We start from the raw sequence: 19738 nt of genomic DNA, 5'->3' as shown, positions 1-19738 counted from the left end.
GTGATCGTTCCTGATCAGTCTCCGCCCAGACGTGGGTCCATGGGTCTTGCCTTCCGTCCGGAGCGGCGACCCGACCGGCGCCGACCGGCTACGTCGATTGACGTACGGCCCTCCCCATTCACTGCAGGGGCGATTCTTCATCCGCTCGCGGTACTCCTGTCCACGCGGCTACGCCATGCCGAACTAAGTCACCGCCCCGGAGAATCGATCGAAGGCATCCGCGACGTCGTCAGGATCGCCCGGCGCAGCCGCCAAGCGCTTCGATTAGGGATTGCCCTAAGGTTCTCCGGACCTCATTGCGGCGAATTCGGGCTGTCGCCAGGATTCGAGGTGGTCCGACATTCCGTCTCGGTGTCGGCGAGCGGTTGTTTCCTGACCGGTCGCGGATGGGGGGATGACGGGGGCGAGCCACGGATGCCAGGCCGTTCACAGGGCGCCAGTAATCCCGCCCGCGCCCGTGACCCGCCATGGAGGAACCATGAATCTCCGCTCCATCCCTCGCTGCGCCGGCTTAGCCGCCGCGCTGGGCACCGCTCTGGTCACCACCGCCCTCACCGTCCCGGCCGCGCAGGCCGCCCGGACATCCGATCCCGCCGCGACCGCCGCGAATCTCGCGCGCACCCTCGGATCACGCACCGCGGGCGCTTACCTCGACCACGCGACGCATCGGTTGGTCGTCACCGTCACCAATGAAGCCGACGCACGCACGGTACGCGCGGCCGGCGCCGTCCCACTCACCGTCGTCCGGGACGGCGCTCGGCTACGGCATGACACCGGCACGCTCGACCGGACGGCGCGGGTACCGGGCACGGCGTGGTTCGTCGACCCGCGAACCGACCAGGTCGTCGTCTCGATCGATCAGTCCGTCACCGGAGCACGACTCGCCAAGATCAACAAGGCGGTCGCGGCACTCGGCGACGCGGTCGCCGTGCACCACGTCGCAGGCCGCTTCCGCCCACTGATCAGCGGCGGCGACGCGATCTACGGCGGCGGTTACCGTTGCTCCGTCGGGTTCAATGTGCAGGACGGCTCCGGTAACGCGTACTTCCTCACCGCCGGGCACTGCGGAAACGACGCGTCGAGCTGGACCGATGATTCGGGCCAGCCCGCCGGTGACACGATCGACAGCCGTTTCCCCGGTACCGACTACGCCATCGTCCAGTACACCGGCTGGGCGGACCATTCCAGCGACGTCGACCTGTACGACGGGAGCACACAGCCGATCACGCAGGCCGGCGATGCCTACGTCGGTGAATGGGTGCGGCGCAGCGGCAGTACGAGTGGGGTGCACGGCGGCACGGTCAACGGCCTGGACGCCACCGTCAACTACTCCGAGGGCACCGTGTACGGTCTGATCGACACGGATGTGTGCGCCGAACCCGGCGACAGCGGCGGATCGCTGTTCGACGGCAGCACCGCGGTCGGCCTCACTTCCGGCGGCAGCGGCGACTGTTCGTCCGGCGGCGAGACCTTCTTCCAACCCGTCACCGCGGCCCTTGACGCGTACGGCGTCTCCATAGGCTGATGCGGCGACGCGCGATCTGAGCCCAGCGGCGTCGAGCACCGAAGCAGCAGGCGGCAGATCGCGGGATGAACCGTCGGGAGGCGCACCGGCCGCTCACCAAGGCCGGTGCGCCTCCGCACAGCCGCATAGGCGGGGCCGTCCGCCCCTGACTCGGGTTACTCGAGCACCGTTTCGAACGGAAGCCTGCCGGATTGGTCGGAGGCGGTACATTCGTCCGGTGCGGTGGCGAGACGGTGACGGAACCCCGATGCGGTTGCGTCAGCAGCGCCTGGCCTGGGGGCGGTGGGTCAAGCCTGAGGCGGCCATGCACCTGATGCCCGGCGGGCTCGGCGAGGACCCGATCTCGCTGATCATCGGACTTCCGGGCCTTCTGGCCACCGCGGTGCTGCTGCCGTTCTGGCTGCTCGAACTCGCCCTGCGTCTGCTCCTCGCTCCGGTAGCGGCCGCGCTGCGCCTGACCAGCGTGATCCCGTACCGGGTGGAGCTCTACCGTAAGCGGCGGCTCACGGGCACCTACACGCCGAGGGGCCGCCGTGAGCTGGTGCGACTACGTGATCGGCTGACGGGCCGCGACGCCATCGCGGCCTGACGCCCGGGTCGCGACCCCGCGCTCTGCGCGCCTGGGCGGTATAGGGGCGAGTGTCCGGCCAACACCGCAACCGCCCTGGTCGGCCGTTTCCCGGACGGGGATCCCCTCATCGGCGCCGGAGTCCAGCGCACGCTAGAAGATCGTTGGGGCGGTAGCGCCGTAGACTCCGCCGAAAGCAGATGACCGAAAGGTGGCGCATGAAGCCGTCGCGGGCGGGTGATCCGCGCCAGGAGCGCGAGTCGGCGATCGACCACGCCATACGGATCGCTCGTTCCATCGACGACCACGAAGAGCGAGAGAACGCGCTCTTCGTGGTCGCCATGGCGCTTGCCGCGGCCGATCTCGACCATGCTGAGCAGCACCTGCGGCGCATCCCCTCGACGGAGGTCCGAGCACTGGCTTCGCTGGCGCTCGCCAAGGAGCTCTCCGACCCCGAGCGGATCCAACAGCTGATCGGTCACGCCGATCCGCTCATCGATCAGCTCCTGGAAGAGGGGCCGGCCTCCGTGGACCACGAGACGTTCGAGTCCCTGGTCGGCCGGCTCGTCGAGGTGGACTCCCGGCGAGCGCTTGCGGTGCTCGGCCGCGTTGAGCGGCTTGTCGTGGGCTTCCACGATCCAGGCGCCGACGACCTGGGCCTGCGACGGGTGCTGCGAGCCCGGGCGCTGGCCGCCGAGGCCGACAGACTGTCGGCCACCGCCCCTGACCGGGCCGCGGAGCTGATGGGCCAGGCGGTGGAAGCGGCGGGCATGATCCGCCCCGACCCCGACGATGAGCTCCAACTTCGCGACTCTCTGCTGCGCCGCACGATGGTGGAGATCGCCAAGGTCGGTTACGCCATCGACCGGCGATATGCCGAGCGTTTGATCGATCTTGCCGAAGCGTCGGCGCTCGGCGTCACGGACGAATACTCGCGGGACGGGGAACTCCAGTCGACCGCTGTGAGAGTGGCGGAGATCGACCCCGCCAGAGCCGAACGGATCATCGGCAAGATCACGACGGCGTACATCCGCGCATCCGCCTGGGAAGGCGTTCTCAAGGCCGCGGCCTCCACCGGACCGGAACACAAGCCGCTGCTCGATGCGGCCGAACGGAGCGTCATCCCCCCTGTGGAGCCCGGCTCCTCGTGGGACCGCCGGCGAGCCGAACCCGGGAACGGCGACAACCAGAACAGCGGCCGCTATCACCCCTACTATCTGGGATACATCGCTAAAGGCGCGGCGCGGTGCGACCCGTCGCGGGCCGAGATCATCGCCTCACGGATCACCGATGCCGGCGCTCGGAACGAGGCATTCGCCGACATGGCCGGCGAGATCGCCGAGGCCGATCCCTCGCAGGCACGGCGGTGGCTCGACGTCGCTTACCGGACCGCTCTCGAGGTCGAGCCGAGGCGGGCTCTTCCCGTGATGGGAAAGATCGCGGCGATCGGGGCCACCGTCTGCCCTGACACCGCGCGGCGGGCCGCCTCCCACATCGCCGCCAACGTCGACGTCGCGGACCTCGGGTTCGAGGAGGCGCAGCGGCTGGCGAAGATCGCCGAAGATGTCGTCGCCGTCGACCCGAGCCTGAGCATGCGCCTCATCGACCTCGCCGGAACCCGAGCGCACCAGCGTGTCAAGCAGCGGCTGGACAACGATGATCTGAAGCGCATCGCCAGGACCCTGACGGCTGTGGCGGCGGCGTGGGCCGACTCCAGTCCTGAACGAGCCACGCGCATCACGAGCCAGGTGCTGGAGGTGGCCCTGGCCGCACAGCCGGCCGACCCTCTGCTGATCTCCCTGCTCGACCAGGTGTCGGCCGCGTATCTGTCGATCAACGAGCTCGCCGCGCAGAAGCGACAGTCCCTCAAGCGGCTCATCCGGCAGTACCACGGTCCCGGCCGGGATCATCTGCTGTACGTCGCGGTTCCGGTATTCGCCGCGAGCGACGTCCGCCGTGCCGAGCAGATCGCCCAGGAGATCAGCGACGATTCCCTGCGGTGCGTGGCACTCAAGGTCCTCGCCGAGTCGATCGTCAAGCAGACCTTGGGCTCAGCTGAGGCGGCGCCTGCAGGCTGCCGGAGGAGCCGCTGATCGTGCCGGCGCGGGAACACCACCGCCGTGACGGTGCGAAGGCGGCGGCCTACCTGCCGCAGCCGGAGGCGTCGTCGGACGGGGTGGGACCAGACGCGATCAGGCCCGCTTCGCGCATCACCCGCCGAACGGTCGCCTCCAGCGCGCTGTCCTCGGCGATCACCGTCTCGCATCGGTCGGGCAGCAGGTCCAGCGGTCGGTACCACTGACGCATCTGCTCGGCCCCGAACTCGTCTCGCTGCGGCCGGCCCGCGTGCCGTCGGAGCGTCTCTTCCCAAGAGGCGTCCAGATAGAACCAGGCGCTGCGCGGGTGGTCGCGTCGCAGAGCCCGCAACATGGGCCCGTAGCGGTCGGCGGCCAGGATTCCTTCGAGGACCACGTGGTACCTGGCCCCGAGCGCGTGGCGAGTGATCGCGTCGATCAGCCCGATGTTCACCCCGCCGGGCACATCATGCTCGCGCAGCATCTGGCGGCGTACGACGTCCTGGCTGATGATCGCCAGGCCACGGCCGTAGGCCGCCCGCACCGCATGGGCGATGGTCGTCTTGCCTGCTCCCGAGTTCCCGCGCAGGACGATCAACGTCGGTGCGGAGATGCTTGGCACCGGGCCAGCATAAGAGTCCTCCCGGGATTCCCGCCCCCGTACCTCGGCCGCCCGGTAACCGCGCCCACCCCGCCATGAGTGAGGTGAGTCACATCGGGTTCGCACATCCGTGATGCATTCGTAACATGGAATTGCATAGATGCCTAATGCAACTATGCGGACCGTGAGCTGAGGGCTACGTCCGGTGCGAGTCCTCGGCGTTGGCGCTGGAGGTAGCCCATGTGCGGAATCACCGGTTGGGTGGCGTTCGGCCGTGACCTGCGGGCGGAACAGCCGACCGTGGACGCGATGACGGAGACGATGTCCTGCCGTGGCCCGGATGACCGCGGCACCTGGGTCGGCCGGCACGCGGCGCTCGGCCACAGACGGCTGGCCATCATCGACCTGCCCGGCGGCCGCCAGCCGATGAGCGTCGAGACGCCCGGCGGGCCCGTGGTGATGGTCTACTCCGGCGAGGCGTACAACTTCTCCGAACTACGCCGCGAGTTGATCGGGCGCGGACGCCGGTTCCGGACCGATTCCGACACCGAGGTCGTCCTGCAGGCCTACGTCGAGTGGGGTGACGCCTTCGTCGAGCGGCTCAACGGCATGTACGCCTTCGCCATCTGGGACTCTCGCGAGAACCGGCTCATCATGGTCCGCGACCGTATGGGCATCAAGCCCTTCTACTACTACGAGACCTCCGACGGCGTGCTGTTCGGCTCGGAGCCGAAGGCGATCCTGGCCAACCCCCTCGCAGAGCGCACCGTGACCCTCGACGGCCTCCGCGAGCTGTTCGCCTTCGTCAAGACGCCCGGCCACGCGATCTGGGAGGGCATGCACGAGGTCGAGCCCGGCACGATCGTGACGGTCGGTACGAACGGCGTGCGCACCACTCGCTACTGGACGCTCGAGACCCGTGAGCACACCGATGACCAGGAGACGTCGGTCGCTCACGTGCGCGAACTGCTGGAGGACATCGTCCGGCGCCAGCTCGTCTCCGACGTGCCGCGGTGCACCCTGCTGTCCGGCGGCCTCGACTCGTCGGCGATGACGGCGATCGCCGCCGCGCAGCTCGCCGAGGTCGGCGAGACGGTGCGCAGCTTCGCCGTGGACTTCGTCGGGCAGACCGAGAACTTCGTCCCCGACGAGCTGCGCGGCACGCCCGACACGCCGTACGTGCACGACGTCGCGGCGAAGTCCCGCACCGAGCACCAGGACATCGTGCTCGACTCCGACGAACTCGCCGATCCGGACGTGCGCTCGAAGGTCATCCGGGCCCGGGACATCCCGGCGGGCTTCGGTGACATGGACGCCTCCCTCTACCTGCTGTTCAAGGCGATCCGCGAGCACTCGACGGTGGCGCTGTCGGGGGAGTCGGCCGATGAGGTCTTCGGCGGCTACCAGCAGTTCTTCGACCCGGTGGCCCAGCAGGCCACGACGTTCCCCTGGCTGGTGCGGTTCGCCCGGCACTTCGGTGAGGACGACAGCATCCTCACTCCCGAGCTCGCCGCGACCATCGACCTGCCGCGGTACGTCCAGGACGCCTACGACACCTCGGTGGCCCGGATCCAGCGGCTCGACGGGGAGAGCGACTTCGAATGGCGCATGCGCAAGGTGTGCTATCTGCACCTGACGCATTTCGTGCGCATCCTCCTGGACCGTAAGGACCGCGCCTCGATGGCGGTCGGTCTGGAGGTGCGTGTGCCGTTCTGCGACCACCGCCTGGTCGAGTACGTCTACAACACGCCCTGGTCGCTCAAGACCTATGACGGGAGGGAGAAGTCGCTGCTGCGCGGCGCCGCGCGCGACGTGCTGCCGCAGTCGGTGGTGGAGCGGGTGAAGTCGCCGTACCCGTCCACGCAGGACCCCGCGTACGCGGTGAAGCTGCAGGAGAACGCGCGCGAGTACCTCTCCACCCCGGACCACGCCGTGTTCGACATCGTCAGCCGGGACTGGCTCGCCCGCGCGGTCGAGGTCGATACGCCACAGATCACCCAGGCGTCCCGCCACGGTCTCGAGCGCACGCTTGACCTGGCCCTCTGGCTGGACATGTACAAACCAACCCTGAAACCATCCTGACCATGACCGACGAGGCAGTGCACACCGACGAGGCGCTCGACGTCGTCATCGCGATGCACCGCCTCATGCGCCGTCTCCGCCGGTCGGGCCAGAGCGGCGCGGTGCACCCGACACAACTGATCGTGCTGGCGTTGCTGGCGCAGTACGGCCCGCTGCGCATCGGCGAGATCGCCCGGCGCGTCCCCTGCTCGCAGCCGACCGCCACCACCGCGGTGGCGGGGCTGCTGGCGGGCGGGTACGTCGACCGCAAGGCGGACCCCACCGACGGCCGCGCGAGCCACGTGGTCAGCACCGAGGCGGGCCGGGAGATCCTCCGCTCGTTCGCGCGCGGCCAGGCGGAGGTCCTCGCCGGGCTGATGTCGGCCATCCCGGCGGAGCAGGCGAACCTGCTCCTGTCCACCGCCCCCGTCCTCAGCCACCTGGCCGACCTGCCGACCCCGCCGGAGCCGCGCCGGCCGGGCGACGCCCCCGAACGCGACGGGACGCTGACCGGGCCTCCGGCCTGACGTTCCGGCCGGCGAGCGAGCCCACTGCCGGACGACTCCGCCGACGCGTCTCGGAACGCGCCGAGGCCGCCGGACCGCCGCCGCGCCCGGCGCCACCGACCCGGACCCTCCCTGGCGTCCCCGTCCCTGACCCGGCAGGCGGGTCAGCGGGCGGCAGCCGACGTACGGTGGATCCCGGGTGGCCGCTCTCGAGCGTCCGCCCCTAATGTGTGGTCAATGGCCAGGTACTTCGATGTGCATCCGGACAACCCGCAGCCGCGGGCGCTCCGTCAGGTGGTCGACCTCCTTCGCGCGGATGGACTGATCGTCTACCCGACTGACTCGTGCTTCGCGCTGGGATGTCGGCTGGGCAACAAGGAGGGCATCGACCGGATCAGGGAGATCCGCCGCCTCGACAGCGGCCATCACTTCACCCTGGTCTGCAAGGACTTCGCGCAGCTCGGCCAGTTCGTCCAGGTCAGCAACGCGCTGTTCCGCTCGATCAAGGCGGCGACTCCGGGCGGCTACACGTTCATCCTGCCCGCGACCAAAGAGGTGCCGCGACGGTTGCTGCACCCCAAGAAGAAGACCGTCGGGGTTCGGATCCCGGATCACACCGTCACCCAGGCCTTGCTCACCGAACTCGGCGAACCGCTCCTGTCGAGCACCCTGCTTCTGCCCGGGGAGGGCGAGGCCATGACCCAGGGCTGGGACATCAAGGAAAGGCTCGATCACGCGGTGGACGCCGTCGTCGACTCCGGAGAGTGCGGCGCCGTGCCGACGACGGTGATCGATTTCTCCCAGGACGAGCCCGAGATCCTTCGCCGAGGTGCCGGAGACCCCTCCCGCTTCGAATAGCACGGCCGTCGCCGTACCGGTGGCGGACGCGAGTTCCGGTGGGCGGCGTTCATGCCGTGCGCCGCCGACGCGCCACGGCGCGCCAGCCGAGCATGAACAGCCCGAGAAAGACCAGTGAGACGAGAATGAAGGTGGCCGCCGTCCCCTGACCGGAGAGGACCCGCAAGGCCATGCCCACGGCGACGGTCGCCAGCCAGACGCCGACGCCGGTGCCCGCGAGGGCCGCGGGTCGCCGCCAGGCCCGCGTCACCAACCAGCCGATCAGCATTCCCGTCAGGAACGGCCAGGCCGTGTTCGCGATCCCGGCGATGGTCTCGCCCTCGCTGTGCCCGGCCCGCCCGATCACCACGAACGCCATCACACAGCACAGATCGAAGATCACCGCAGGTACCGAACGCATGTGCCCAAGCGTATCGATCGAGGATCGCCGATCTGGCCGTGGTGGGCACTGCCGCAGGAGGCGCCGGCCGGACGTCTCTGCGCGTCCGGCCGGCGCGGTCACCGAGTGAACGTCAAATGCCGATTACGGGGTCAGTTCTGGGTCCACTTCTGGCTGCTTCCGCCGGTACAGGTCCCGAGGACCATCAGGGCCCCGTTCGCGGTACCGGAGCCGTTCGGGGTCAGACACAGGCCGGACTGCACGCCGCTGATCGTGCCGTCGGCGTTCAGGTTCCACTGCTGGTTCGCGCCGCCGTTGCAGTCCCAGATGATCACCCGGGTGCCCACGGAGGTGGCGGCGCCCTCGGCGTCCAGGCACTTGGATCCGTACACCTGCAGTTGCCTGGACGACGTCGGCGTCCACTGCTGGTTGGTCCCGCCGTTGCAGTCCCACAGCTCGGCCTGTGTGCCGTTGGTCTGTGACACGTTCGGTACGTCCAGGCAACGGCCGGACGCCGCGTTGACCAGCGCGGAGGTCGGCCCGCCGCCGGTGCCGCCGCCCGAGCCAGGGGTGATCCTGAGGTTGTCGAACTGAGCGGTCTCACCCTGGCTGGTCCCCAGGCCGATCTGGCCGGTTCCGTAGGTGGAGTCGCTCACCGAGCCGATCGCGGTGCCGTCGACGGTGGCGGTGATGGTGCCGCCGGAGAAGCCGAGGGCGAGGGTGTGCCACCGGTTCGTGCCGAGTGCGGAGGTGGTGCCGCTGCGCAGCGTGGTCCACTGCGCGCTGGTGTTGGAGCGCAGGATGGACCAGGCGCCCGTGTCGGCGACCCGCAGGTAGTAGGCGTTCAGCCCGTTCGGGTCGCCTGTGCTCTGCGCGCCGGCGCGGCCGATGACCTCGGCGTACCCCGACTTCTCCAGCAGCACGTCGGAGGAGACGGTGTAGTTGTTCCAGTTGGTGTTGCCCAGCAGCGCGTACGGGTCGGAGATCGGCTTCCACCCGATCGCGGCCTGCGTACCGGCCTGGCGGACGCACATTCCCGTACGGCCGCCGCCGCAGGCGCTCGCCTCGAACGCGCCCTGCATGTCCATGAGGTACTTGGCCTCATGGCCGGGGGAGTAGGAGTCGAAGTCGTCGCCGTACGGCAGGTTCAGCGAGCCCTGCGCCGGGCCGGTCGCGGTGCCCTTGCCCTGGCCGGTCGTGGTCGTGACGGTGTAGAGGTAGCCGGGCTGGACGGTCAGGGAGAAGTTCCCGCCGGACGGGGTGATGTCGGTGGTGTGCACGAAGTAGTCGGCCGGGTTGCCGGAGTTGAGGTTGGTCGCCCACACGTGCACCTGGCCGGTGGACAGACCGCCGGTGACGCTGAGGTTGAGCGTCTGGGCGCTGGTGGCGTCCATGGTCTCGATGATCGTGCTGTAGTCGGTGTTGTTCGTCGACTTCAGCGATACGTAGCTGCCGTTGTTCCGGTCGCCGCCGATGTAGCCGCTGGAGGAGTCGAGGTACTTCCATCCCGGGGCGGTGAACTGGGTGGTGTGCGCCAGTGCCCACGTGTCCTTGCCGACGGAGTAGGAGCCCGACCACGGCTGGTTCGCCAGGATCAGTCCCACGGTCGGCCACGGGATGTTCGGCGTGACCGAGGCGATCAGGTCCCAGTTGAGGTAGGCGGTCATCTTCCCGTCGATGTAGGCCCGGTTGACGCCCCGGGCCAGGGGCGCGGCGCCCCCGTTGTAGTCCTGCGATCCGTTCTCGCTCGACCACAGCACCTTGCCGGAGTCGATGAAATTCGACGGCACCGAGCACGAGTTCTGCGCGCTCAGATACCCGCACGGATAGTGCCCGCTCAGTACGTCCACGTCGGCTCGGAAGGTGGCGTTGCTCGCGACCTGGTCGGCTCCGACCCAGGCACCCGGGTACTGGTCGCCGACGATGAGCTTGACGTTGGAGTAGCCGGCCGAGTTCAGCGCGTTCCGCAGGTTGATCGTCCAGTTGACGTCCCAGAGCTTCTCGTTCTGGGCGGCCGTGAGGTAGTCGATCGACAGGTTGTGCTGTTTGGCGCAGCCCAGCCAGGACACCAGGTAGTTGATCATGTCGGTCGACAGGAACGTGCCGTTGCCGATCCACCCCGGCGCGCCCCAGGCCAGCCCGACGAGCTTGAGGTTCGGATTGCGCGCCTTGGCCTGCTCCATGATCCACCACTCGTAGCCGCGGTCGCAGTTCAGGTCGCCGCGGAAGTGGGAGTGACTGGGTTCGGCGCCGCTGGTGGAGTTGGTGTCACCGCCGATCTCGACCTTGAGGATCTGCAGGGAGGCGCCGTAGCCGGGCTTGAAGAGGTAGTCGAGGATCTGGCCTCGCTGCGGCTCGGGATAGTCGATCAGCAGTCGACTGTTGCCACCGCCGCCGCTGACCGCGCCGACGCCGTCGAACGTCCGGCCGCCCGACGTGCCGTTGACGGTGATCGAGGTGGCCGCCCGGGCCGGTGTCGTCGTGACGCTCACGACGCCGCTCGCGGCCAGGACGACGCCGACGACCACGATCACCGAGACCCTTAGCCGCCGGAACAACCGGCTGATTTCTAACATTGGGGTTCGTCCCTTTCGGGGGAGCGGAGGGGGATTGCACCCGCCTTGCCGGCTGACCGGCCTGCGGCGGCCGAACGGGGGTGAGGGGGACATGACGGGATGCCTCTCGGGGCGGGGACGGGCGTTGCGGGTGGCCGTCAGTGGTCGCCCTCGTCGCATCGATTCGCTGATCGGCGGGTTTCGAGCGGATGGTATGACCGGTGATCAAGCGGGTCAATGTCTTTCACGCCCACTTGCGAATCGGTTCGCAGCACGCTCTGGACGCTGAGCGTGCCCCCAGGCGCTCAGCGCGGCGCGGGCGCCGGCCCGGTGCTGTTTCGCAGCGAGATCGGCGGAACGAACAGGTGCTGCCTGGGCGGTGCGTCCGGGTCGGTGATGCGTTCGAGGAGGAAGTCGACGGCGGTCGCGCCCATGTCCACGGCGGGCACGTCGGCCGCGGTGAGCTGTGGATGGAACTGCTCGGCCCAGCACCGCGCGGCGACGCCGGCGACGGAGAACCGGGCTGGGATGTCCAGCCCCGCATCTTCGAGTGCCCGCTGGACGCCGGGCAGGGCCGCCTCGTTGATCGTCGCGGCCGCGGTGATGTCGGGATGGGCGCGCAGGATCTCCTGGACGCACGCCGCGCCGGCCGGCGCGGCGTCGGCGCAGCAGAACTCCACCCCTTCGATGCCGCGGCGGGCGACGGCATCGGCGAATCCCTCGCGAGCCCGGTGCGCGGGGCCGTAGCCGGAGGCGACGAGTTCGGCCGGTCGGTTGATCAGCGCGATGTGGCGGTGCCCGAGGTCGGCCAGATGGTTCACGCACCGGCCGATGAGCGTCGCGTAGTCCACGTCGATCCAGCACATTCCCTGCGGCCGGGCGGTGCGACCGATGGTCACGAACGGCAGCCGCAGACCCTGCAGCCGGCTGACCCGCGGGTCGTCCAGGCGGATCTCCATGAGGATCAGGCCGTCCACCCGGCGGCCGCCGACGATGCGCTCGAAGGAACGGTCGTGGTCGCCGCGGGACGGCGAGAGCAGCAGGTCGAGGTCGGCGCGGTCGGCGGCCTCCATGACGCTGGCGACGAACTCCAGCTGCATGAATGTCAGCCGTCGCCGCGCGGGCGGGACGACCAGCCCGAGTGTGCGGGTGCGGCCCTCCTTCAGCGCCCGCGCGGCGGCGTTCGGGCGATAGCCCAGCTCGTCGATGACCGCCTGGACGCGTTGCCGGGTCGCCTCGGACACGGCACGCTTGCCGCTGAGCGCGTACGACACGGTGCTGCGCGACACTCCGGAGCGGCGGGCGATCTCCCCGATGTTCATAGAGCTCCTCCGGATGCCGGCACGGCCGGCGCAGGTCTTCCAACCGGCCGGCTTCTTCGACCGTATGTGTCGAATCGTTTCGTCGGTATCCGCGAATCCTAGTCATCCCGCCTGATCGCCGGCAATGCGGTCGGCCGTGCGGCGCGGTCGGCCGGCTCCTCCCCGATCAGGCGGCCGAAGCGATCCGCGAGCGGGAGGCCGGGGCCGCTGAAAGCCCATGAAAGAACTGGTGGGCGCCGATCGCCGCGGAGGTGTCCCGAGCAGGGCGAACGCGACCTGTCCGGCACGCTCGTCGGGGTCCTGCGGTCGGACATTGACCTCTCCGGACCCCGGTCATAGCATCCAGCCGCTCGTTCGAATCGATTCGAAAATCGTCGGAGCAGGACGACGGAGGTTCGTCATGTTTCCAGTTCCCAAGGGCCTGCCCCGGGCCGGCCGGCTGCTGGCGGCCTGTCTGCTGGCCGCGGCGGCGGCCGTGCTCGCCCTCGGCACCCAGGCCGCCGTCAACACGGCCTCCGCGGCGTCGCTTCCGTGCGACATCTACGCGGCCGGGGGCACGCCGTGTGTCGCCGCGCACAGTACGACCCGTGCGCTGTTCTCCTCCTACAACGGGCCGTTGTACCAGGTACAGCGCAAGTCCGACCAGAAGTACCTCGACATCGGCCTACTGGCCGCCGGCGGGTACGTGGACGCGACCCCACAAGCGTCGTTCTGCGCGGGCACGTCCTGCACGATCACGAAGATCTATGACCAGACGGCGAACCACAACGACCTGCCGATCTCCTGGGGCGGCTACTGGAAAGGACCCGGCCCGAATGGCGCGGACATCGGAGCGGACGCCATGGCGCTCCCGATCACCGTGGCCGGCCACCCGGCGTACGGGATCAAGTCCACGCCCGGCACCGGCTACCGCGTCGACCACGCCAAGGGCGTGCCCACCGGTTCGCAGCCGGCGGGCATCTACATGGTGACCTCGTCGAATTATGTGAACCAGTGGTGCTGTTTCGACTACGGCAGCGGCGAGAACTCCCACACCGACACCGGCAACGCCACCATGAACGCGATCTACTGGGGGACCGCGTGCTGGTTCGGCGGGTGCACCGGTAGCGGCCCGTGGGTGGAGGCCGACCTGGAGAACGGCATGTACCACACCGGTACCGGCTCCAACCACGACCCGAACAACAGCGGGGTGCACTTCCCGTTCGTCAGCGCGTGGGAGAAGAACAACGGCACCAGTAACTTCACGCTCAAATACGGCAACGCCACGAGCGGTGGCCTGACGACCCCGTACTCGGGTTCGCTGCCCAACGGCTATTCGCCGATGCGCACGGACAGTTCGATCCTGCTGGGCACCGGCGGTGACAACAGCCCCAGCGGCCAGGGCGAGTTCTTCGAGGGCGCGATGACCTCGGGTTATCCGTCTGACGCGACGGAGAACGCGGTGCAGGCGAGCATCACGGCGGCCGGTTACGGGTCGGGTGGTGGCAGTGGTGATGGTTTCCCGAGTGGTTATCACCGGTTGGTGGTCGGCAATGACGGGTTGTGCCTGGATGTGTACGGCAATAGTTCGGCCGCTGGTGCGGCGATCGATCAGTGGACCTGTAACGGGCAGTCGAATCAGCAGTTCCAGTTCCTGCCGGGGTCGAACGGTTTCGGGGAACTGCAGGCGCAGAACTCCGGTCAGGTGGTCGGGGTGGTGAATGGCTCGACGGGGCAGGGGAGTCCGGACATCGTGCAGCAGGCGCGGAGTGGTGCGGCGGGCACGCTGTGGAAGCCGGTCCAGCAGTCCGACGGGTCGTTCGCGTTCCAGAACGCGGGTAGCGGGCTGTGCCTGGACGTCTATGGTGCCGGCGGCAACCTGGGCCAGCAGTTGGACCAGTGGCCGTGCAAGAACGCGGCCGGCACCAACCAGGACTTCACCCCCCGCTGACGGGATCATTCGGGTACACCGATAAAGGCAGTCGGCCGAATCCGGAGGACGCGGAGCGGCTGACCAAGAGGAGGGCCCTCGAGGTTCACCAACGTCGAGGGCTCTTCGATGCTGCCATCCGGCGATGGCAAAGGACGTCACCGGCCGGGGCCGACCTACCCGTATCGGTATACGGGCGGTACGTGCATTGCCACCTTACTTTCAGCTGTTTTCATGCGCCGCCGGGCTGGAACCGCCGCTGCCAGCGCCGCAACGATTCGCCGGCGCGCGTGAATGTTAGACGCCTTGACTTCGCGGCTACAGCCCGGATACTCCCGGCTGAATCTTCAGTCCAATATCTCGTACCTTGTTCGAGATATCGAACTCCAGAGAGCTGGGGTGACAGCCGATGCGAGGACCTCGACCCGCCGTGGCGACAGAACGGCGCGGCCACCTGATGTGGCAGGGAGAATCATGAAATCCTTGATCCGGCCCCGCCGGGTGCGGGGGCTGGTCTCGGCGCTGTCGGCCGCCGCCGTGGTCGCCGGGGCCGCCATGCTCGTTCCCGGCTCCGCGCAGGCCGCGAGCACCCTCGGAGCGCAGGCGGCCCAGTCCGGGCGTTACTTCGGTACCGCCGTGGCCGCCGGCAAGCTCGGGAACTCGACGTACTCGACGATTCTCGACCGGGAATTCAACATGATCACCCCGGAGAACGAGATGAAGTGGGACACCACCGAACCGTCCCGCGGCTCGTTCAACTTCGGCCCGGCCGACCAGATCGTCAACCACGCCCTGGCGCACGGGCAGCGCATGAGGGGCCACACCCTGGTCTGGCACTCCCAGCTCCCCGGCTGGGTCAGCGGCATCACCGACGCCAATACGCTGCGCAGCGTGATGGACAACCACATCACGACCGAGATGACCCACTTCAAAGGCAAGATCTACGCGTGGGACGTGGTGAATGAGGCGTTCGCCGACGGCAGCACCCAGCACCGCAGCTCGGTGTTCCAGAACGTCCTGGGCAACGGCTTCATCGAAGAGGCGTTCCGCACCGCGCGGGCCGCCGACCCGAGCGCCAAGCTCTGTTACAACGACTACAACATCGAGAACTGGAGCGACGCCAAGACCCAGGGCGTCTACGCCATGGTCAAGGACTTCAAGTCCCGCGGCGTCCCGATCGACTGCGTCGGCTTCCAGAGCCACTTCGGTTCCGGCGGACCTCCGGCGAGCTTCCAGACCACGCTGTCCAACTTCGCCGCCCTCGGCGTCGACGTCCAGCTCACCGAGCTCGACATCGCCCAGGCGCCGTCGACCGCGTACGGCAACACGGTCAGGGCATGCGTGAACGTCTCCCGCTGCGCGGGCATCACCGTGTGGGGAATCCGCGACAGCGACTCCTGGCGCAGCGGTGAGAACCCGCTGCTGTTCGACGCGAACGGCAACAAGAAGGCCGCCTACGACGCGGTCCTGTCCGCCCTCGGCAGCGGCGTCCCGTACGGCGGGGGAGGTTCATCCACTCCCACGCCCACACCCACACCGCCGGGGAACGGCGGGTGCTCGGTCAAGTACACGATCGGCTCGCAGTGGACCGGCGGGTTCAGCGCGAACGTCACCGTGACCAACCTGGGCGATCCCGTCTCGAGCTGGACGCTGACCTGGTCGTTCGGGGCGGGACAGCAGATCACCCAGGCGTGGAACGCCGCCGTGACCCAGAGCGGGGCGAACGTGACCGCCCGCAACGTCGACTACAACGGCTCGATCCCCACCAACGGCAGCACGAGCTTCGGGTTCAACGGGTCCTGGAACGGCAGCAACCCGGTGCCCTCGAACTTCGCGCTGGGCGGCACCGCCTGCACCACCGGCTGATCACCCGGCCGCAGGCGCCCCCCATGTCGGGCCGGACGTGTGCGCGACGCGTCCGGCCCGGTCCCCCGCTCCGCCGGTCGCGCATCGTCTCGAGGTGCGCCACCCCCCGCCGAAAGGTCCCCGTCATGCCTCCGTACCAGTTCCAACTGAGCCGCCGGCGCCTGCTCACCACGGCCGGCGCCACCGTCGCCGCCGGCCTGCTGGGATTCCGTACCGCCGGAGCCACCACCGGCCCGAGTGGTTACACCGCGAGTTGGCCGTCGGTCGACCAGCACCCGCCGGCTCCCGAGTGGTACCAGGACGCCAAGTTCGGCATCTACTACCACTGGGGGGTGTTCAGCGTCCCCGCGTTCGGTAACGAGTGGTATCCGCGGAACATGTACATCGGCGGATCCGCCGAGAACAACCACCACAAGAGCGTGTACGGCGACCCGTCGGCGTGGCCGTACCACGACTTCATCAACGGCGCCCGCGACAAGGCCGGCAACTGGGTGCAGTTCGCCCCGAAGCTGAAGTCGGCGGGCGGCAACTGGGACCCGAACGCGTGGGCGCAGCTGTTCGCCGACGCGGGCGCGAAGTTCGCCGGGCCGGTGGCCGAGCACCACGACGGCTACTCGATGTGGAACAGCACCGCCAACGAGTGGAACTCCGTCGCCACCGGGCCCCGGCTCGACCTGCTGCGGCAGCACGCCGACGCGATCCGGTCCAAGGGCCTGAAGCTGTACGTGTCCCTGCACCACGCGTACCACTTCAACGGCTACTACGACCACGTCCCGGCGCAGACCACGACCACCCTCAAGAAGCTGTACGGCCAGCTCGGCGTGACCGCCGAGAACCAGCTCTGGTACGACAAGCTCAAGGAGGTCATCGACGGCTACCAGCCCGACATCATCTACCAGGACTTCGACCTGAACCTGGTCCAGGAGTCGCTGCGGCTGCAGTTCCTGGCCTACTACTACAACCAGGCGGTCGCCTGGAACAAGGACGTCGTGGCCACCTACAAGGACGGCTTCGACAACAAGGGCGAGGTCTACGACTTCGAACGCGGTGGGCCGGGTGGCATTCAGACGCCCTACTGGCAGACCGACGACAGCGTCTCCAGCTCGAGCTGGTGCTACACGGTCGGCATCGGCTACTACTCGACCAAGGCCATGATGCACGCGCTGATCGACCGGGTCAGCAAGAACGGCACCATGGTGCTCAACATCGCCCCGATGGCCGACGGCACCATCCCGGTGGGGCAGCAGGCGATCCTGCAGGGAATGGGGGACTACCTCAAGCGGTTCGGCGAGTCCGTCTACGCCACCCGCGCCTGGGCGTCCTTCGGCGAGGGGCCGACCCAGATGGGCGGCGGCTCCTTCACCACGCCGCGGGAGGGAACCGCTCAGGACATCCGCTTCACTCGCAGCAAGGACAACACGGTGCTGTACGCCACCGTGCTGGGCTGGCCGGGGAGCACGCTGACCATCACGACCCTTGGCGCGGGCCGGATCGACCTGAGCAGCCTGACCTCGGTACAGCTCCTCGACCAGACCGCCGGCTCGTACGTCGACCTGCCGAACCGCGGCCAGGACGGCGCCGGACTGCACATCTCGCTGCCGTCGTCCGGCGCCCCCTTCAGCGCCCTGGCGTACGTGGTCAAGCTGACCTTCTCCGGCCAGATTCCCGCCCTGGGCAGCGGCGGCACGACCACGGGCTGGGTGAAGATCGCCAACGTGACCAGCGGCCTGGTCCTCGACAGCGGCGGCAACGTCTCGTCCGGGTCGGTGCTCAAGCAGTGGAACTACGACGGGTCCACCAACCTGCAGTGGCAACTGGTGGACCTGGGCAACGGCTACCACCGCATCGTCAACCGCACCAACGGGATGGTGGCCGACAGCTGGGGCAACACCGTCAACGGCGCGAGCTGCCTGCAGGCGGCCTGGAACGGCGGCAACAACCAGCAGTGGCGGCTGAACGACGCCGGCAACGGCCGCTATCAGATCATCAACCGCGGCACCGGAACGGCCCTGGACGGCGCCGGTAGCACGACGGTCGGCGCCACCACCGTGCTGTGGACGCCGAACTCGAGCACCAACAACGAGTGGATCATCACCGGGGTCTGAGCCCCGGCCACACCGGACCATCCACCCCCCCACCCACCCGAATTCCCACGACACGATCGCGGGGCACCCATGGGCCCGCGAAGAAAGAGAGTAGCGGTGAGACGGCTCATCAAGGCGCTCGCCGGCATCGTCGTCGCGGCACTGGCCGTGGCGCTGTGCACGGTCACGGCTCTCGTGCCGCGAGCGTCGGCGGCGTCCCTGACGCAGGTGTCGAACTTCGGCGCCAACCCCGGCACCATGCAGATGTACGTCTACGTCCCCGCCGGCGCGCCGGCCCATCCGGGCATCCTGGTGGCGATGCACGGCTGTAACGGCTGGGCGCCCGGCTTCTACCAGGGCACCGAGTTCGCCTCGCTGGCCGACAGGTACGGCTTCATCGTCATCTACCCGCAGGCGTCGCACAGCGTCAACGGCATGTCGAACTGCTTCGACGTGTGGTCGGACGCGGCGCTGCACCACGGCGGCGGCAGCGATCCGGTCTCGATCGTGAACATGGTGACCTACGTGGAGCAGCACTACGGCGGCGACCCGCAGCGTGTGTTCGCCACCGGCTTCTCCTCGGGGGCCATGGAGACCAACAACCTGCTCGCGACCTATCCGGACGTCTTCAAGGCCGGCGCGCCGTTCTCCGGCATCCCGTACGGATGCATGGCGGGCGGCGGCATGTGCGGCGACAAGACGCCGCAGCAGTGGGGCGACATGGTCCGTAACGCCTACCCGGGCTACACCGGCCCCCGGCCGCGCGTGCAGGCGTGGCACGGCACGTCCGACTCCGTGCTGCCGTACTCGATGCTGCAGGAGGAGGTGGACGAGTGGACGAACGTCTTCGGGGTGAGCCAGACGCCCACGTCCACCGACACCCCGCAGTCCGGGTGGACCCGGCGGCGGTTCGCCGACTCCTCCGGCACCGTGGACGTCGAGGCCTACACCATCGCCGGCGCGGGCCATGACCTGCCGCATCCGGGGATGGCCGCCTACGCGATCCACTTCTTCGGCCTGGACGGCGGTGACGGCGGTGGCGGAGGTACCGGTGGCGGGACGGGCGGGTCGTCCGCCTGCCGCGTGACCGCGACGGTCGCCTCATGGTCCGGTGGGATGACCGAGAACCTCACGATCTCCAATACGGGCGGCTCGGCGATCAACGGCTGGTCTCTGGCGTTCACGCTGCCGTCCGGGCAGACCATCACCTCCGGGTGGAACGCCACCTACAGCGGCGGCAGCGGCCAGGTCACGGCCAAGAACCTGAGCTACAACGCGGTCCTGGCTCCGGGCGCCTCGACCGGCATCGGGTTCCAGGCGAACCAGACCGGCGACGCGACGGCGCCGACCGGATTCACCCTCAACGGCACCGCCTGCGCCGTGAGCACCTCGGGCTGAACGACACCGACGACCAATGGACCTCGGGATC

The 19738-nt window shown here is 68.8% G+C and carries 14 protein-coding genes; 10 read left to right on the top strand and 4 right to left on the bottom strand.

Annotation, left to right across the window (positions count from 1 at the left end; all coding sequences use genetic code 11):
- Nucleotides 1–478 precede the first annotated feature (478 nt).
- The 3 genes from AB0K82_RS36740 (at nucleotide 479) to AB0K82_RS36730 (ending at nucleotide 4186) form a co-directional block, all read left to right on the top strand.
- A complete protein-coding gene (locus AB0K82_RS36740) occupies nucleotides 479–1525 on the top strand; it encodes a S1 family peptidase (protein WP_364405905.1) in 1047 nt (348 codons plus the stop codon).
- Nucleotides 1526–1772: 247 nt separating this feature from the next.
- A complete protein-coding gene (locus AB0K82_RS36735; RefSeq protein ID WP_364405903.1) occupies nucleotides 1773–2114 on the top strand; it encodes a hypothetical protein in 342 nt (113 codons plus the stop codon).
- Between the two features lie 197 nt (nucleotides 2115–2311).
- Complete coding sequence (locus AB0K82_RS36730) at nucleotides 2312–4186, top strand: hypothetical protein (RefSeq protein ID WP_364405900.1); 1875 nt, start codon at nucleotides 2312–2314, stop codon at nucleotides 4184–4186.
- Nucleotides 4187–4235: 49 nt separating this feature from the next.
- On the opposite strand, the gene AB0K82_RS36725 is transcribed toward AB0K82_RS36730, so the two are convergent.
- Nucleotides 4236–4790 (bottom strand): AAA family ATPase, encoded by a 555-nt coding sequence (locus AB0K82_RS36725; protein WP_364405897.1) that lies wholly within the window; start codon nucleotides 4788–4790, stop codon nucleotides 4236–4238.
- 219 nt (nucleotides 4791–5009) lie between these two features.
- Here AB0K82_RS36725 and asnB point away from each other — a divergent pair, with 219 nt between their 5' ends.
- From asnB to AB0K82_RS36710, 3 genes are all read left to right on the top strand, one after another.
- Nucleotides 5010–6851: an asparagine synthase (glutamine-hydrolyzing) gene (asnB, locus tag AB0K82_RS36720; protein ID WP_364405894.1), complete on the top strand. Its 1842-nt coding sequence runs from the start codon at nucleotides 5010–5012 to the stop codon at nucleotides 6849–6851.
- A 2-nt stretch (nucleotides 6852–6853) separates the two neighbouring features.
- On the top strand, nucleotides 6854–7357 hold the full coding sequence (locus AB0K82_RS36715; protein WP_364405891.1) for a MarR family transcriptional regulator: 504 nt from the start codon (nucleotides 6854–6856) through the stop codon (nucleotides 7355–7357).
- 216 nt (nucleotides 7358–7573) lie between these two features.
- Nucleotides 7574–8194: an L-threonylcarbamoyladenylate synthase gene (locus tag AB0K82_RS36710; RefSeq protein ID WP_364405889.1), complete on the top strand. Its 621-nt coding sequence runs from the start codon at nucleotides 7574–7576 to the stop codon at nucleotides 8192–8194.
- 49 nt (nucleotides 8195–8243) lie between these two features.
- Here the strand turns inward: AB0K82_RS36710 and AB0K82_RS36705 are convergent, their stop codons facing one another.
- The 3 genes from AB0K82_RS36705 to AB0K82_RS36695 form a co-directional block, all read right to left on the bottom strand.
- Nucleotides 8244–8594 carry a DUF3054 domain-containing protein gene (locus AB0K82_RS36705; RefSeq protein WP_364405886.1) on the bottom strand — a complete coding sequence of 117 codons (351 nt, stop codon included), beginning with the start codon at nucleotides 8592–8594 and terminating at the stop codon, nucleotides 8244–8246.
- Between the two features lie 131 nt (nucleotides 8595–8725).
- Complete coding sequence (locus AB0K82_RS36700; protein WP_364405883.1) at nucleotides 8726–11149, bottom strand: ricin-type beta-trefoil lectin domain protein; 2424 nt, start codon at nucleotides 11147–11149, stop codon at nucleotides 8726–8728.
- 284 nt (nucleotides 11150–11433) lie between these two features.
- The gene (locus AB0K82_RS36695; protein WP_364405880.1) at nucleotides 11434–12450 is read right to left on the bottom strand and encodes a LacI family DNA-binding transcriptional regulator; all 1017 of its coding nucleotides are present in this window, start codon (nucleotides 12448–12450) and stop codon (nucleotides 11434–11436) included.
- Nucleotides 12451–12850: 400 nt separating this feature from the next.
- On the opposite strand from AB0K82_RS36695, the gene AB0K82_RS36690 reads away from it, so the two are divergent.
- From AB0K82_RS36690 to AB0K82_RS36675, 4 genes are all read left to right on the top strand, one after another.
- Nucleotides 12851–14380 (top strand): arabinofuranosidase catalytic domain-containing protein, encoded by a 1530-nt coding sequence (locus AB0K82_RS36690; RefSeq protein ID WP_364405877.1) that lies wholly within the window; start codon nucleotides 12851–12853, stop codon nucleotides 14378–14380.
- A gap of 453 nt (nucleotides 14381–14833) precedes the next feature.
- Nucleotides 14834–16225: an endo-1,4-beta-xylanase gene (locus AB0K82_RS36685; RefSeq protein ID WP_364405874.1), complete on the top strand. Its 1392-nt coding sequence runs from the start codon at nucleotides 14834–14836 to the stop codon at nucleotides 16223–16225.
- 125 nt (nucleotides 16226–16350) lie between these two features.
- Nucleotides 16351–18330 (top strand): alpha-L-fucosidase, encoded by a 1980-nt coding sequence (locus AB0K82_RS36680; RefSeq protein ID WP_364405871.1) that lies wholly within the window; start codon nucleotides 16351–16353, stop codon nucleotides 18328–18330.
- A gap of 96 nt (nucleotides 18331–18426) precedes the next feature.
- A complete protein-coding gene (locus AB0K82_RS36675) occupies nucleotides 18427–19707 on the top strand; it encodes a PHB depolymerase family esterase (RefSeq protein WP_364405868.1) in 1281 nt (426 codons plus the stop codon).
- The last annotated feature ends 31 nt before the right edge of the window (nucleotides 19708–19738 follow it).

The organism is Actinoallomurus sp. NPDC052274 (assembly GCF_040679475.1).
Lineage (GTDB): Bacteria > Actinomycetota > Actinomycetes > Streptosporangiales > Streptosporangiaceae > Actinoallomurus > Actinoallomurus liliacearum.
This window is presented reverse-complemented; position numbering and strand designations above follow the sequence as displayed.

Excerpts from the sequence above, each read along its gene's own strand:
- AB0K82_RS36740 (WP_364405905.1), top strand. The coding sequence starts at position 479 with ATGAATCTCCGCTCCATCCCTCGCTGCGCCGGCTTAGCCGCCGCGCTG.
- AB0K82_RS36735 (WP_364405903.1), top strand. The coding sequence starts at position 1,773 with ATGCGGTTGCGTCAGCAGCGCCTGGCCTGGGGGCGGTGGGTCAAGCCT.
- AB0K82_RS36730 (WP_364405900.1), top strand. The coding sequence starts at position 2,312 with ATGAAGCCGTCGCGGGCGGGTGATCCGCGCCAGGAGCGCGAGTCGGCG.
- asnB (WP_364405894.1), top strand. The coding sequence starts at position 5,010 with ATGTGCGGAATCACCGGTTGGGTGGCGTTCGGCCGTGACCTGCGGGCG.
- AB0K82_RS36715 (WP_364405891.1), top strand. The coding sequence starts at position 6,854 with ATGACCGACGAGGCAGTGCACACCGACGAGGCGCTCGACGTCGTCATC.
- AB0K82_RS36710 (WP_364405889.1), top strand. The coding sequence starts at position 7,574 with ATGGCCAGGTACTTCGATGTGCATCCGGACAACCCGCAGCCGCGGGCG.
- AB0K82_RS36705 (WP_364405886.1), bottom strand. The coding sequence starts at position 8,594 with ATGCGTTCGGTACCTGCGGTGATCTTCGATCTGTGCTGTGTGATGGCG.
- AB0K82_RS36700 (WP_364405883.1), bottom strand. The coding sequence starts at position 11,149 with ATGTTAGAAATCAGCCGGTTGTTCCGGCGGCTAAGGGTCTCGGTGATC.
- AB0K82_RS36695 (WP_364405880.1), bottom strand. The coding sequence starts at position 12,450 with ATGAACATCGGGGAGATCGCCCGCCGCTCCGGAGTGTCGCGCAGCACC.
- AB0K82_RS36690 (WP_364405877.1), top strand. The coding sequence starts at position 12,851 with ATGTTTCCAGTTCCCAAGGGCCTGCCCCGGGCCGGCCGGCTGCTGGCG.
- AB0K82_RS36685 (WP_364405874.1), top strand. The coding sequence starts at position 14,834 with ATGAAATCCTTGATCCGGCCCCGCCGGGTGCGGGGGCTGGTCTCGGCG.
- AB0K82_RS36680 (WP_364405871.1), top strand. The coding sequence starts at position 16,351 with ATGCCTCCGTACCAGTTCCAACTGAGCCGCCGGCGCCTGCTCACCACG.